Source organism: Streptomyces phaeochromogenes (assembly GCF_001418655.1).
GTDB lineage: Bacteria > Actinomycetota > Actinomycetes > Streptomycetales > Streptomycetaceae > Streptomyces > Streptomyces phaeochromogenes.
Genome location: NZ_LIQZ01000264.1, coordinates 466 through 13,840 on the forward strand (window position 1 = coordinate 466; position 13,375 = coordinate 13,840).

Sequence of the window (13,375 nt, forward strand, 5' to 3'; positions counted from 1 at the left end):
GCCAGTTCGGCGTAGTGGCGCAGCGCGTCGCGCGGGCGCCCGACGCCCAGGACGAGGCTGTGCTCGCCGCGTACGGCCATGACGGCCCCCTGCTCCCACAGCTGCTGGCTGGAGTCCTTGGCGGGCCGGTCGGCGGTCACGTACCAGCGCCCGTCGGCCCGTGCCAGGCTCAGCGTGCGGGCGGTGACGATGGGGGCCCTGTCGTAGCCCTCTATGCGGTAGCGGAGCTCCGCGTCGGCCGTGGCGCGGTCGCCGGAGCGGTGGAGGCCGGTCACGCGGTACGTCCAGTCGGCCAGCGGGACCCCCCGCAGGTTCCTGAACTCGGTGCGCGCGGCGGCCCGTTCGCCCGCGGCGAGGGTGGCCGGTGCCTGCGTCGCCACGAACTCCCGCTCGCTGCCGTCGCGCACCGCCGCCGCCCTCGTGTCGAGCACGCGCTGGACGTCGCCGGAGGCGCTGTCGGTCCCGGAGCCGCCACCGCAGCCGGCCGACGCGGTCAGAGCCGCCAGCAGCACTCCCACGACCCACCTCGGCGCACGCCCACGACCAGCCACGACCCTGATCGTACGGCGCCCGGCCCCTGTGGTCAGGGGCGCGTCACGGTGTTGACGGGCATCATGCCCACCGGGTCGTAGCGCACCGGGGCGCCCGGGTAGGGCGCGTGGATCACCTGGCCGTTGCCCACGTACATCCCGACATGGCTGGCGTCGCCCCGGTAGGTGACGATGTCGCCGGGCTGCGCCTGGGAGAGGGGCACCGGCCGGCCGGTGTGCGCCTGGGCCTGCGAGGTGCGCGGCAGACCGACACCGGCCTGCGCGTACGACCACTGGGTGAGGCCCGAACAGTCGAACCCGGTGGGTCCGTTGGCGCCCCAGACGTACGGGCGGCCGACGGCCGAGCGGGCCGCGGCGACGGCGGCAGCCGCGCGGCCGGAGGACGGGACCGCGCCGGTGAGGTCGGGGACGCGGCCCGAGCGGGAGGCCCGGTCGTAGGCGGCGCGGTCGGCGCCGGGCATGGCGTTGAGCAACTGCCGTGCCTTGGACAGTTTCTGCTCGACGGTGCGCTTGTGCCGGGCGACGGCCTTGCGGCTCCTGTCCAGTTCGGTGAGCTTGCGGGTCGCTTCCTCGCGCTCCTGGGAGAGATCACGCATGGCGCCCTGCAGTTCCTTGAGTTCTCCGGCCTGCCGGGAGCTGATCCGGTCGAGCACGGCCGCCTTGTCGAGGTACTCGTCGGGGTCGTCGGAGAACATCAGCGCCAGCGAGGGGTCGAGGCCGCCGGAGCGGTACTGGGCCCCGGCGAGCGAACCGAGCGCGTCCCGCATGGTGTTGATGCGGTCCTGCTGTCTGGCCATCCGGTCCTGCGCCCTGTCCACCTGGTCGCGCAGGGTGTCCGTGCGCTCGTCGGCCTTGTTGTACGACTCGGTGGCGTGCTCGGCCTCCTCGTACAGCCGGTCCACCTCGGCACGGGTGTCGTCCTGCGGCGCGGCGCCGGCCGGCAGGACGCCGAGGGCCGCGGCCGCGGCGGTCAGTACGCACAGGGTGGCGCCTCGGGCGCCCCGGTCGAAGCCGGACGGTACAAGGCGGCGATGGGACCCCACAGGAAGCCGCACTCCCTTCCGCTGACGTGCCCCCGGAGTTGGGGGAAACGCGGCAGACAGTAGCCGTGCGACTACGCGGTGGCCAAAGACCCATACGGGTACACAACGTGACGCCCCGCCTCAGACGCAGGTCATCAGCGGGGCGTGGGGTCAGCGCGAGTTACGGGAATTCGCCCGTTCGGGCGGCGTGGCGATCAACTTCCCGGCGGGCCCGGAGAGGTTCCGGGCCACAGGGCGGATCGGATCGCGGACGACCGGGCGGAGGGAGCCGGGGATCAGACCCGGACGCCGAACTGGAAGGTGCCGATCGTGCTCATGGACTCGAGGCGGACGACGGCACCCGGCTTCGGGGCGTGCACGATGACGCCGTTGCCCGCGTACAGACCGACGTGGCCGAGGCTGTTGAAGAACACGAGGTCGCCGGGCTTGAGCTGATCGCGGCCGATCTTCACGCCGTCGTTCTGCTGCGTGTAGGTGGTCCGGGATATCGACACACCGGCCTGGCCGTACGCCCACTGCGTCAGACCGGAGCAGTCGTACGAGTTGGGGCCGCTGCCGCCGGAGACGTACGGCTTGCCCATCTGGGTCTTGGCGGCGGCGAGGGCGGCGGCGCCGCGCTCGGAGGCGGGCACCTCGTTGCCGAGCTCGATGCGGTCCCCGGCGTCGCGGCTGGCGCGCGTGTCCGCGGCGGTCAGGGCCGCCTGCTCCTTGGCGGTCAGGGTGTTGAGGAGCTTGCGCGCGTCGGCGAGCTTGGTCTGGACTTCCTTCTTCTTCTGACCCAGGGTCTTGCGGGTCTCGGAGAGGTCCTTGAGCTTGCCGGCGGCTTCCTGACGCTGCTGGGCGAGGGTCCGCTGCTTCTCCTGGACCTTCTTCAGCGCCTCGACCTGCTGGGCGCTCAGCTGGTCGATCGTGGACGCCTTGTCGAGGTAGTCGTCCGGGTCGGCGGAGAGGAAGAGCTGGACGGAGGGGTCGATCGCGCCCGTGCGGTACTGGGAGCTGGCCATCAGACCGAGGCTGTCGCGCATGGTGTTGAGCTCGTCCTGGCCTCGCGCGACCTGGTCCTGGATGGTGTCGATCTCTTTTTCGAGCTTTTCCTGCTTCTCCTCGGCCCCGTTGGCCTTGTCGGTGGCGCGCTCCACCTCTTCGTAGAGCTTGTCGACCTTGGCCTTGACCTCGGCCTTGCCCGGCTTCTCGCTGGGCGCGGCGTTGGCCGCCTGGGAGCTGAGGGCCACGGCTGCAGCGGCGGCGGTGGTGAGCACGGTCACACGGGTGCGGCTCGGCTGCTTCGGTCGACGGTGGGACGCCACGGAGGCGAGCTCCTTCATTACCTCAGCCGCCCACCGAGAACACCGGTTGGCGGTGCCCCTCCACCGTCACTCCCAATGAGTGATCACCCGAGTAGAGGTTCGACGGCTGACCCTAGTGATGTTCTTGTGATCAGTTCAAATCCTCCTCGGAAAAATCTCGGTCACCGACCGCATTCTTTGCACTCAACTCACATGCAGTAATGCTCGTTTGACGCTACGTTGCGTGAAGGTTTCGCCAATTCGGGCAAGATGCACATGTGTTGCACTTGGGGTGCCAGTTACGTAGGTGACGTACACCATCAGAAGGTCGGTCACGCGAAATTCCCTTGCGGAGCCGCGCGAAACCCGCTCGCTCAGCCGCGCGAGAAACGCTTCAGGAGCACCGCGGAGGCCACCGGGCGCGCTCCCGCCTTCGCCACCCCGTCGGCCACCTCACGGTCGGTCGAGACGACGATGACGGGCCGTCCTGGCGGCTCGGCGCGCACCAGCTGGCGGATCAACTCGTCGGCGGTGACGCCAGGTTTGGAGAAGAGCACCCGCACCCCGCGCGGCGGGGCGAGCAGCACCGGGGCGGCGAGCTCGGCCCCGTCGAAGACACAGGTGACCTCGGCGCCGGTCTGCGCGGCGAGCTGCGAGAGCTGCCCGAGGAGCCGCAGCCGCTGCTTCTCCAGCGGCATCTGCGGATAGCCGGTCTTGGTGACGTTGTAGCCGTCGACGACCAGATGCGCCTGCGGCAGCGCGAGCAGCTGGTCGAGGATCGCGGGATCGTTTTCGGACAGCGCGCGGGCCGCGATGTCTTTTGGTGTCATCCGTCCCGGTTCGACCGCGTCCACGGTCTCCGCGGGCCGCACCGACACCGGCGGCAGGGCGAGTTCGCGCCGCAGCCCCTGTGCCGCGTCGAGCACGGTGTCCAGCAGCAGCCGTACGCGCATGTCCTCGACGCTGCGTCCCTCGCGGGCCGCGCGGCGGGTGGCCTCCAGGGTGGCCTCGACCTCGCTCAGCCGCGCCTTGAGCCGCCGGGTCTCGCTCTCGGCGGCGGACACATGGGCCTGCCCCTCGCCGCGGACGGACTCCATCTCGCCCCGCAGCTTGCGCACGGCCGCCTCGCCGCGCTTGACGTCACTGAGGGCCCCGCGCAGTTTGCGGTGAAGCGATTCGGCTTCCTTCTTCGCCGACTCCAGCTCCGTCCGCAGCCGCTCCGTCTCGGTGCGGGTCTGGCCGCGCGCCTCGGCGAGCTCCTCGCGCAGCCGGTCCAGCTCGGCGCGGGTCTCCTCGTCGGCGCGCTCGGCGTCCGCCCGCAGGGCCTCCTCGCCCGCGGCGGTCACCAGCTTCACCCAGCCCGGGGGACGCAGCACATAGGCCGCGGCCGCCACGTCCAGCGGGTCCGCGGCCGGGGGCGGCGAGCCGGAGTCGAGGGCGCCGGTCAGCTCCGACTGGGCCTCTCTGAGCTTCTCGGCGATGCGCTGTCTGAACAGCGGGTCCGTCTCCAGGGCCGCCGCCATCGCGTTGCCCGCGAACTTGGCACGGCGGTTGGGGGCGAACCGGGCGTACTGCCGCAGCTGTACGGGCAGTTCGGCCACGGTCAGCCCGCCGAAACCGTCCGAGACGATCTGTACGACCCTGCGGCGCACGCCGTCGGGCAGCGGACGGTCGAGCACCTCGGCGGCGCCGTCGTCCGGCTCCCCGCCCGTGGTGGTCTCCACCATCCTTCACCCCATCGTCCGTGCGGGGCCCGCTCCTGTCAGGAGCCGGCGCCCGGCCTGTCCACCAGTTCCACCTGATCCACCGCATTGCACCAGCGACAGCGCACCGACTCGATGGTCTCACTGACCACCTCGCGCTCCTCGATCTTCGGTTCCCCGGCCAGGTCCAGATGCACGTACTCGACGACCTTCGACGACCGTGTCACGTCGAATCGCGTGAGGTTGCCGCAGAGCGTGCAGCGCCACCGGGTCTCGGCGGTCGGCAGGGGTACCGTCATCGTTGCAGTCGCTCGCTTTCCTGAGTCCTCATGCCGCACCAGGTTCCCTGGAGCGTGTGGCTCGTAACCCTAAGGCCTGGCGGGTACTCGACGCCCGTCCACCGGGAGCGGCGAGGCGCTCTGTGCGGTTCGGTCCCGTTACGTCATGCTCTGTCCATGATCGGCAACTGGGGTAGGCCCGTCGACAGGGCAGTCAGGGCGGTCCGGGGTCAGTCCGCTCCGGTGACCTACGGACTGATCGCCCTGTGCTGCCTGGTCTTCGTGATCGGTCCGGGCTCGGGCCTCAGTCCCGCGTACGGCACCGGTGACGAGCTCCTTTCCGCGCAGCGGGCCTATTTCGAGCGCTGGGGCGTGGTGCCCGTCGAACTGTTCGAGGGGACACCGCGGGCCGCCGTCACTCCGGCCACCGCCCTCTTCGTGCACGGCAGCTGGCTGCATCTGCTGGGGAACATGCTCTTCCTCTATGTCTTCGGGGCGATGGCCGAGGAGAGGATGGGCCACTTCGCGTTCGCCCTCTTCTATCTGGGCTGTGGCTACCTCGCCCTGTTCGGCTACGCGGCCGCCCACTCCGACTCCGCGCAGACGTTGGTCGGCGCGTCCGGGGCGATCTCCGCGGTCCTCGGTGCGTTCCTCTACCTGTTCCCCAAAGCCCGGGTGACCAGTCTCTTTCCGTTCCTCTTCTTCCTGCCGCTGCGGTTTCCGGCCTGGGTGGTCCTGCCCTTCTGGGTCTCCCTCCAGTGGATGGCGGCGAGCCGCGCGACCCAGGGGCCGGCGGTGGCGTATCTGGCGCATCTGCTGGGGTTCTCGGCGGGGTTCCTCTACGCGTGGGTGCGCTATGGACGTACAGCTAGAGTGAAATCCCCAGCGACGGCCACCGAGGGAGAAAACCAGCCGTGATCACCGCGATCGTGCTCATCAAGACCAGCGTGGACCGGATCCCCGAGATCGCGGAGTCGATCGCCGCGCTGGACTCCGTCAGCGAGGTGTTCTCCGTGACCGGCACGTACGACTTGATCGCCATGGTCCGGGTGAAGGCGCATGACGATCTGGCGGATGTGATTCCCGGGATGATCAGCAAGATTCCGGGGGTGGAGGGGACGGACACGCATGTGGCGTTCCGTACGTACTCCCAGCATGATCTTGAGGCCGCGTTCGCCATCGGGCTGGACAACTAGGTCACGGAGCGCGGCCGAGATGAAGAGTTCTTCATCCGGCGCTCATCCGGGCGCACCGGTGAGCCCCGCAGCATCGGGGCCATGGTTTTCTCTCATCGGATGGCGGCTCTCGCCGCTGTGGTGGTGATTCCTCTGGGGATCGCCGCCACGAGTTACGCCCTGACCGACAGTCCGGAGTCTCCGAAGGTGCCGCCCAAGGTGGAGTTGGAGAGCGGGTCCCCCTCCTCGACGCCCACGTCGACCGCCTCTCCGACGGCGACTCCGACGCCGAGTGACGAGGTCGTGTCGCGGCCTCCGGTGAATGACGACGATGACGATGACGACGGCCCCGGGGACGACGGCTGAGCCCGTACCCGAACCCATGTCCGATCCTGATCTCGATCACGTTCCCCTGCGCCGGCGGATCTCGGCCCGGGTCCGCATCCTGCTCTGGCTGCTGCTCGTGATGGCCGTCGCCCTCGCCGCCGTGGCCACGACCACCCGTTCGATCCTCCTGCGGGACGTCGACTCCCGCGTCAGCGGGCTGCTCGCCCAGGAGGCGGGCGAGTTCGCGAACTTCGAGGAGCGGGGGGTGGACCCCGCGACCGGGGAGCGGTTCACGGAGCCGGGGCGGCTGCTCAAGGTCTTCCTGGAGCGGCAGTACGCCGATCCGGACGAGGAGCTGATGGGGCTGCTCGCGGGAGGCCCGGACGCGGCCCCGGCGAAGCTCGTCCAGGACCGTGAGATCCCCGCGGGACTGCCCCTGCACGAGGACGAGGCCGGCCGCCGGCAGATCTTCGAGTCCGCCGAGTCCACCGGCACGCTGCACCGCGCCGCCGGGGACGTCCGGTGGGCCAAGGTCGCCATCGCCCGCTCCGGCGGCGAACCGGAGGCCGCCTTCGTGGTCGCCTTCCATCCGGGGCGCGAGCACGACCGCGTCGACGGGGTGTTCCGCATCCTGCTCGCCATCTCCGGGGTCGCGCTGCTGATGACGACGGGGATCGGCTGGGTGGTGGCCGGGCGGATCCTCAAGCCGGTACGTCTGGTGCGTACCGCCGCCGCCCAGCTCACCGAGCAGGACCTCACCCGGCGCATCCCGGTCCGTGGCCACGACGACATCGCCGCGCTCGCCGAGACCTTCAACGCGATGCTCGACCGGCTGGAACGCGCCTTCGCGGCCCAGCGCGAGTTCGTCGACGACGCGGGCCACGAGCTGCGCACCCCGATCACCATCGTGCGCGGCCACCTGGAGCTGATGGGCGACGACCCGGCCGAGCGCGAGGAGACCGTCCGGCTGGTCACCGACGAGCTCGACCGGATGAGCCGCATCGTCGAGGACCTGCTGCTGCTCGCCAAGGCCGAACGCCCGGACTTCGTCACCCCCGAGCCGGTGCAGCTCGCCGAACTCACCGCCGACGTCTTCGTCAAGGCCCGCACACTCGGCGACCGCCACTGGGAACTGGCCGAAGTCGCCGACGGGGAAGCCCAGTTGGACCCACAGCGCATCACCCAGGCCATGGTCCAGCTGGCCCAGAACGCCGTGCAGCACACTGTCCCCGGCCAGTCGATCCGCATCGGCTCGCGCGTCACCGGCGGCAGCATCGAGCTGTACGTCGCCGACTCGGGCCCCGGTGTGCAGCCGCAGGACGCAGAGGTGATCTTCGAGCGGTTCCGGCGCGGCACCTCCCGGCGCGGCACCCGGGGCAGCGGCGCGGGCCTCGGCCTGTCGATCGTGCGGGCCATCGCGGAGGGGCACCGGGGCGGGAAGGTCGGGCTGCGGCAGACCCCGGGCGGCGGGGCCACCTTCGTCGTCGTGCTCGACTCGGCGCCGGGGCTGCTCCTTGAGACGGACCGCGCGTGAACACCCGTACACGAGCACCCGCACATCAACGCCCGTCCATGAACGCCCGTACCGGAAAGGCCTGTTGGAGATGAAGCGCATCCTGATCGTCGAGGACGAGGAGCGGATCGCCTCCTTCGTCGAGAAGGGCCTGCGCGCGGGCGGCTTCACCACGACCGTCGTCGCGGACGGAGACTCCGCCTACGAGTACGCGCTGACGGGCGGCTTCGACCTGGTGATCCTGGACATCGGGCTGCCCGGCCGGGACGGGTTCACCGTGCTGCGCGAACTGCGCGAGGCCCGGGTGACGGTCCCGGTGATCGTGCTGACCGCCCGGGACTCCGTACGCGACGCGGTGGCGGGTCTGGAGGGCGGCGCCGACGACTGGATGACCAAGCCGTTCCGGTTCGAGGAACTCCTCGCGCGGGTGCGGCTGCGGTTGCGTACGGCGGCGCGGGCGCCTGAGGTCACCGTGCTGCGCGGCGGTGACCTCACGTTGGATCTGCGTACGCGGCGGGCCCGGGCGAGCGAGCGGGTGGTTGACCTGACGGCCCGTGAGTTCGTGTTGCTGGAGCTGTTCTTGCGGCATCCCGGGCAGGTTCTGTCGCGTGAGCAGATCCTGTCGCATGTGTGGGGGTATGACTTCGATCCCGGGTCCAACATTGTTGATGTGTATGTGCGTTCGCTTCGGAAGAAGCTTGGGGTTGAGCGGGTGGAGACTGTGCGAGGTATGGGGTATCGGCTCCCCGTGTGAGTGTTCCCGTGGGGCGGTTGGTTGATGAGTGCGGGTGCCTCGTGGCTGGGTGCGCAGTTCCCCGCGCCCCTTGAAGGGGCGTCCCCTGCCTGGTCCGTGAAGGTTCCCTCATGTGCTGCTCATTGGGGGCTCACCGGCCCGCTGAACTCTGAATGTCGTGAGTCTGAATCTCCGGCAAGCCGCCGCTCTCTGTGTGGCCCTGAGCCTCTGTGCCCTGTTGATCGTGCCCGGCAACTTTCCCGGGCTCGGTGGTGACGCGCGGCTGACACTGGCCGTGTTCGCGCTGGCGACCTGTGCGTGGATCGGTACGCCCATCGACGACACGTACATCGCCCTGGGTGCGGGACTCGCGCTCACGGTGACCGGTGTGATCAGCAGCGAGACGCTCTTCGGCACGCTCGGGGACTCGACGGTCTGGCTGCTGATCTGTGCGTTCGTGCTTGCGGCAGCGGTGGCCCGGACGGGGCTCGCGGGGCGGGCGGCGGCCTTCCTGGTGGGCGGGGCGCGCAGCGTCAGGCAGTTGGTGCATCTGACGACGGCCGCGCTGGTCGTGACGGCCTTCGCGGTGCCCGCGACCTCCGGACGGGCCGCGCTCGCGCTGCCGGTGTTCCTCGCGCTCGCCAAGGTGCTGGCCGACCGGAAGCGACTGGTCGTGATGCTGGCGCTGCTCTTTCCGACCGTGATCCTGCTGTCGGCGGTGGCGACCCTGATCGGTGCGGGTGCGCATCTGATCACGGTGTCGGTGCTGTGGGAGACGACCGGGGACCGTATCGACTTCACTCAGTGGCTGCTGCTCGGACTGCCGTTGGCCGTGGCGTCCTCCCATCTGGCCGCCGAGACCGTGCTGTTGACGACGACTCGGCGCGCGGACCGCCGAACTCCCGTACGAATCACGGCAGATGACATCCAGCGGCACAGCGAGCAGCCCGTCACCGGCCCCTGGTCGCCGGCCGAGTCGCGCTGCGCGCTGCTGCTCGCCACGGTGGTCGCGCTGTGGTGCAGCGAGCCCCTCCACCAGGTGTCCCCCGCCGTCGTCGCCCTGATCGGCGCGGTCGTCGCGGCCTCGCCCGCTCTCGGGACCGTGGGCCTGAAGGACGCCCTGAAGACCGTTCCCTGGTCGCTGCTCCTCTTCATGGCGGCGACGATGGCGATGGGCGTCGCGCTGGCGGACTCGGGGGCGGCGGGGTGGCTGGTGTCCGGGCTGCCGGCGGACGTGGCCCCGTGGCTGTTCCTCACGCTCGTCGTCGCGGTGAGCACGGCCGCGCATCTGGTCCTGCAGTCCCGTTCGGCCCGCTCGTCCGTCCTCGTACCGCTGGTCGTCGCGGCGGCGGTGGGCGCGGGGGTCAACCCGGTCGCCGCCGCGTTGGCGTCCACGGCCGCCGCGGGCTTCTGCCACACCCTCCCGGCCTCGGCCAAGCCGGTCACGCTCTTCGCCGAGATACCCGGCACACCGACGTACACCCCGCGCGACCTGCTGCGCCTGTCCGCGGTCCTGGCCCCGCTGACGGCGGCACTCGTCCTGCTCTTCGCCCTCACCGTGTGGCCGCTGCTCGGCGTACCGGTCCTGAAGCCCTGAAGCCGTCAAGTCCGCAGCCCGCAAGCCCGCAACTCCGCCAGCCGTGAAGCCCTCAAGGAGCCCCTCTCATGCTGACCCGTTTCGCCGTCGCCCCCAGTGGCTTCAAGGAGTCCCTGTCCGCCCAGGCCGCCGCCGACGCCATCGCGGCGGGCGTACGCCGTGTCGTACCGGACGCCGAGGTCGACCTGATCCCCCTGGTGGACGGCGGCGAGGGGACGGCCCGGGCCCTGGCCTCGGCGACCGGGGGCCGACTGGTCGCCCTGCCGGCCACCGGCCCGCTCGGCGAGCCGGTGGGCACCCACTTCGCGCTGCTCGGCACCGGGTCCGGGTCGGGCATCGGCTCCGGCTCCGCCGACACGGCCGTCGTGGAGATGGCGGCGGTGGCCGGCCTCTCCCTCGTCCCGCACGGCCTGCGCGACCCGGGCGCCACCACCACGTACGGCGTCGGCGAGTTGATCCGTGCCGCCCTCGACACGGGCGTACGCCGCATCCTGGTCGGCTGCGGCGACTCGGGTACGTCGGACGGGGGCGCCGGAGCCCTGCAGGCGCTCGGCGCCCGCCTCCTCGACGAGGACGGTTTCGAACTCCCCCAAGGCGGCCGGGAGTTGACCCGCCTGCACCACATCGACCCGAAGGGCCTCGACCCCCGCCTCGCCCACACGGAACTGCTGGTCGCCTGCAACCCGTACAACGTGCTGTGCGGCGAACGCGGCGTCGCCCGCGTCTTCGGCCCGCAGAAGGGCGCGACCCCCGCACAGGTCGAGGAGCTGTCCGCGGGCCTGGAGAACTGGGCATACGTCCTCACCCGGGACCTCCCGGTCACCTGCGACCTGTACGGCGGCCCCGGTACGGGTGCCTCCGGCGGCCTGGGCGCGGGCCTCGCCGCTCTCGGCGCCCGCCTCCTCCCCCGCTTCGAGGTGCTCCTCGACCATCTCGACCTGGACGCCCGCCTCGCCCGCGCCGACCTGGTCCTCACCGCCGAGGGCGCCCTGGACCACCAGACCCCGCGCGGCAAGGTCCCGGCCGAGGTGGCCCGCCGCGCCAAGCTGAACGGACGCCCGGTCCTCGCCCTCGCGGGCACCCTCGGCGAGGGCGCCCACACGGTCCCGGGCGTGGACGCCTTCACCGGCATCCTCCCTGCCCCGATGGCCCTCGCCGAAGCCCTCGTACGAGCCTCCGAACTCCTCACCGACGCGACCGAGCGCGCCCTGCGGATGATCCTGCTGGGGGCAGGGCTGCCACGAGGAGCGGGCGTGTGAGGACAGCCGGGGAGGGCGACGGACGCGCGGGGAGTCGCCCGCGGCCTCACACCGCCGGGACGCAACGCCCGTCCACCGTGCGGTAGTTCCACTGCGCACCGTCCCGCACGAGCTCCTTGACGGCCCGGACGAACCGCTCGACGTGCTCGTCGGGCGTTCCGGCCCCGAAGCTGACCCGGATGGCGTTCAGGGACTTCTCGCCGGGCGCCGCCTCGGGGGCACCGCACTCGCCCTGGGTCTGCGGGTCGCTGCCGAGGAGCGTGCGCACGAGCGGGTGCGCGCAGAACAGACCGTCCCGCACCCCGATGCCGTACTCGGCGGAGAGCGCGGCGGCGAAGTGCGAGCTGTTCCAGCCCTCGACGACGAAGGAGATGACACCGACGCGGGGCGCGTCGTCACCGAAGAGGGAGAGGACCCGGACCTCGGGCACCTCGGCGAGACCGGCCCGGACGGTATCGATCAGCTGCTGCTCGCGGGCGACCAACGCGTCGAATCCGGCCTCGGTGAGGGCCTTGCAGGCGGAGGCGATGGAGTAGGCGCCGATGACGTTGGGCGAGCCGGCCTCGTGCCGTGCGGCGCTCTCGTGCCACTCGACGTCGACGCCGCCGTCCACCCGCCGCGAGACCTTCCGCGAGGCACCTCCGCCCGCGAGGTACGGCTCGGCCGCGGTCAGCCAGTCGGCGCGTCCGGCGAGGACACCCGACCCGAAGGGCGCGTACAGCTTGTGGCCGGAGAAGGCGACCCAGTCGACGTCCAACTCCCGTACGGACACGGGGTGGTGGGGTGCGAGCTGGGCGGCGTCGAGCACGATCCGGGCGCCGTGCTCGTGGGCGGCGGCGGCCAGTTCCCGTACGGGCCACAGCTCGCCGGTGACGTTCGACGCGCCCGTGACGCACACGAGCGCCGGCCCGTGGGGGTCCCGCTCGGCGAGCGCCCGCTCCAGCGTCGCGACGGCCTCGCCCGGGGTGCGCGGGGCGTTGAGGTAGGTGACGCGGGCGTCCCGCCACGGGAGCAGGGACGCGTGGTGCTCGGTCTCGAAGACGAAGACCTGGCAGTCGGCGGGGAGGGCGGCGGCGAGGAGGTTGAGCGAGTCGGTGGTGGACCGGGTGAAGACGACCTGGTCGCCGTCGCGGCAGTCGAGGAACTCCTCGACGGTCCTGCGGGCGTTCTCGAACAGGTCGGTGGACAGCTGGGAGAGGTACCCGGCCCCGCGGTGCACGCTCCCGTAGTACGGGGCGTACGCGGCCACGTCGTCCCACACCCGCTGGAGGGCCGGGGCGCTGGCGGCGTAGTCGAGCGCGGCGTAGGTGACCTCGCCACCGGTGACGAGCGGGACGGTGACGTCCCGCCCCAGCACGGGCAGGGACGCGGTGGTGTCACGGCAGACGGTCTGGTCGACGGCGGCAGTGGAGAGAGCGGCAACGGTGGAAACAGACATGGCGAACTCCTGTGAGGCAGGCGGGAACACCACGCGAGCGGGTACGACCGGGTACGGCTCAAGCGTGGGTGAAGGTGGAAAAGGGTGTGCGGAGGCGGGGCTCTACGCCCTATCGCATTCGCTTGCTCACAAAAGGCTCCCTCGGACGACCAGGACCCCTGGTGATGCGAGGGGTCCGCGCTTGCCGTAGACCTCACTGCCTACGGCCTGGTCTTCACCCGGGGCACCCCGCCACGGACGGAGGGTTGCCGGACAGCCGGCCGGGGCCTGATGGCTGTCGCTCATGACCTGCCTGCATCTTGCCACACGACGATCCGACCGCAACCCCCGCGTCCGTATACCGGGACGGCCGGAGAGGCTAAAGACTGCGCAGTTCCCCGCGCCCCTAGGTTTTTTAGGGGCGCGGGGAACTGCGCAGTCTTTTGGGGGTTCGGGGGCGGAGCCCCTGAAAAGGGACGGGAATGGGTAGGGG

11 protein-coding genes, 2 pseudogenes and 1 riboswitch are annotated in these 13,375 nt (G+C 71.1%); of the genes and pseudogenes, 7 read left to right on the forward strand and 6 right to left on the reverse strand.

The window, feature by feature from the left end; genetic code table 11:
• The 5 genes and pseudogenes from AOK17_RS51355 to AOK17_RS31150 form a co-directional block, all read right to left on the reverse strand.
• Positions 1-551, reverse strand: a pseudogene (locus tag AOK17_RS51355) (hypothetical protein); the annotation flags it as partial.
• 32 nt (positions 552-583) lie between these two features.
• The gene (locus AOK17_RS31135; RefSeq protein WP_055615918.1) at positions 584-1,594 is read right to left on the reverse strand and encodes a C40 family peptidase; all 1,011 of its coding nucleotides are present in this window, start codon (positions 1,592-1,594) and stop codon (positions 584-586) included.
• Between the two features lie 275 nt (positions 1,595-1,869).
• The gene (locus AOK17_RS31140) at positions 1,870-2,901 is read right to left on the reverse strand and encodes a C40 family peptidase (protein WP_055615928.1); all 1,032 of its coding nucleotides are present in this window, start codon (positions 2,899-2,901) and stop codon (positions 1,870-1,872) included.
• Positions 2,902-3,254: 353 nt separating this feature from the next.
• Positions 3,255-4,607 carry an NYN domain-containing protein gene (locus AOK17_RS31145; protein ID WP_055615919.1) on the reverse strand — a complete coding sequence of 451 codons (1,353 nt, stop codon included), beginning with the start codon at positions 4,605-4,607 and terminating at the stop codon, positions 3,255-3,257.
• A 35-nt stretch (positions 4,608-4,642) separates the two neighbouring features.
• On the reverse strand, positions 4,643-4,882 hold the full coding sequence (locus AOK17_RS31150; RefSeq protein ID WP_055615920.1) for a hypothetical protein: 240 nt from the start codon (positions 4,880-4,882) through the stop codon (positions 4,643-4,645).
• A gap of 156 nt (positions 4,883-5,038) precedes the next feature.
• Between AOK17_RS31150 and AOK17_RS31155 the strand changes: the two genes are divergently transcribed.
• The 7 genes and pseudogenes from AOK17_RS31155 to AOK17_RS31185 all read left to right on the forward strand — a co-directional run bounded on the left by AOK17_RS31155 (position 5,039) and on the right by AOK17_RS31185 (position 11,551).
• A complete protein-coding gene (locus AOK17_RS31155; protein ID WP_055615921.1) occupies positions 5,039-5,779 on the forward strand; it encodes a rhomboid family intramembrane serine protease in 741 nt (246 codons plus the stop codon).
• On the forward strand, positions 5,776-6,057 hold the full coding sequence (locus tag AOK17_RS31160) for an Lrp/AsnC family transcriptional regulator (protein WP_055615922.1): 282 nt from the start codon (positions 5,776-5,778) through the stop codon (positions 6,055-6,057). Before AOK17_RS31155 ends, AOK17_RS31160 begins: the two co-directional genes overlap by 4 nt.
• Positions 6,058-6,138: 81 nt before the next feature.
• Positions 6,139-6,402, forward strand: coding sequence for a hypothetical protein (locus AOK17_RS31165; RefSeq protein WP_055615923.1), 264 nt, complete (start codon positions 6,139-6,141; stop codon positions 6,400-6,402).
• Between the two features lie 16 nt (positions 6,403-6,418).
• Positions 6,419-7,897, forward strand: coding sequence for a sensor histidine kinase (locus AOK17_RS31170; protein WP_055615929.1), 1,479 nt, complete (start codon positions 6,419-6,421; stop codon positions 7,895-7,897).
• Positions 7,898-7,967: 70 nt separating this feature from the next.
• A complete protein-coding gene (locus AOK17_RS31175) occupies positions 7,968-8,630 on the forward strand; it encodes a response regulator transcription factor (protein ID WP_055615924.1) in 663 nt (220 codons plus the stop codon).
• Between the two features lie 157 nt (positions 8,631-8,787).
• The gene (locus AOK17_RS31180) at positions 8,788-10,206 is read left to right on the forward strand and encodes an SLC13 family permease (protein ID WP_055615925.1); all 1,419 of its coding nucleotides are present in this window, start codon (positions 8,788-8,790) and stop codon (positions 10,204-10,206) included.
• A gap of 68 nt (positions 10,207-10,274) precedes the next feature.
• Positions 10,275-11,551: pseudogene (locus tag AOK17_RS31185) on the forward strand (glycerate kinase family protein).
• Here the strand turns inward: AOK17_RS31185 and AOK17_RS31190 are convergent.
• Positions 11,512-12,903 carry an aminotransferase class V-fold PLP-dependent enzyme gene (locus AOK17_RS31190; RefSeq protein ID WP_055615927.1) on the reverse strand — a complete coding sequence of 464 codons (1,392 nt, stop codon included), beginning with the start codon at positions 12,901-12,903 and terminating at the stop codon, positions 11,512-11,514. The pseudogene AOK17_RS31185 and the gene AOK17_RS31190 sit on opposite strands and share 40 nt — an antisense overlap.
• Before the next feature lie 172 nt (positions 12,904-13,075).
• Positions 13,076-13,192, reverse strand: a riboswitch (SAM riboswitch).
• Positions 13,193-13,375: the final 183 nt, after the last annotated feature.

Excerpts from the sequence above, each read along its gene's own strand:
- AOK17_RS31145 (WP_055615919.1), bottom strand. The coding sequence starts at position 4,607 with ATGGTGGAGACCACCACGGGCGGGGAGCCGGACGACGGCGCCGCCGAG.
- AOK17_RS31150 (WP_055615920.1), bottom strand. The coding sequence starts at position 4,882 with ATGACGGTACCCCTGCCGACCGCCGAGACCCGGTGGCGCTGCACGCTC.
- AOK17_RS31155 (WP_055615921.1), top strand. The coding sequence starts at position 5,039 with ATGATCGGCAACTGGGGTAGGCCCGTCGACAGGGCAGTCAGGGCGGTC.
- AOK17_RS31165 (WP_055615923.1), top strand. The coding sequence starts at position 6,139 with ATGGTTTTCTCTCATCGGATGGCGGCTCTCGCCGCTGTGGTGGTGATT.
- AOK17_RS31170 (WP_055615929.1), top strand. The coding sequence starts at position 6,419 with ATGTCCGATCCTGATCTCGATCACGTTCCCCTGCGCCGGCGGATCTCG.
- AOK17_RS31175 (WP_055615924.1), top strand. The coding sequence starts at position 7,968 with ATGAAGCGCATCCTGATCGTCGAGGACGAGGAGCGGATCGCCTCCTTC.
- AOK17_RS31190 (WP_055615927.1), bottom strand. The coding sequence starts at position 12,903 with ATGTCTGTTTCCACCGTTGCCGCTCTCTCCACTGCCGCCGTCGACCAG.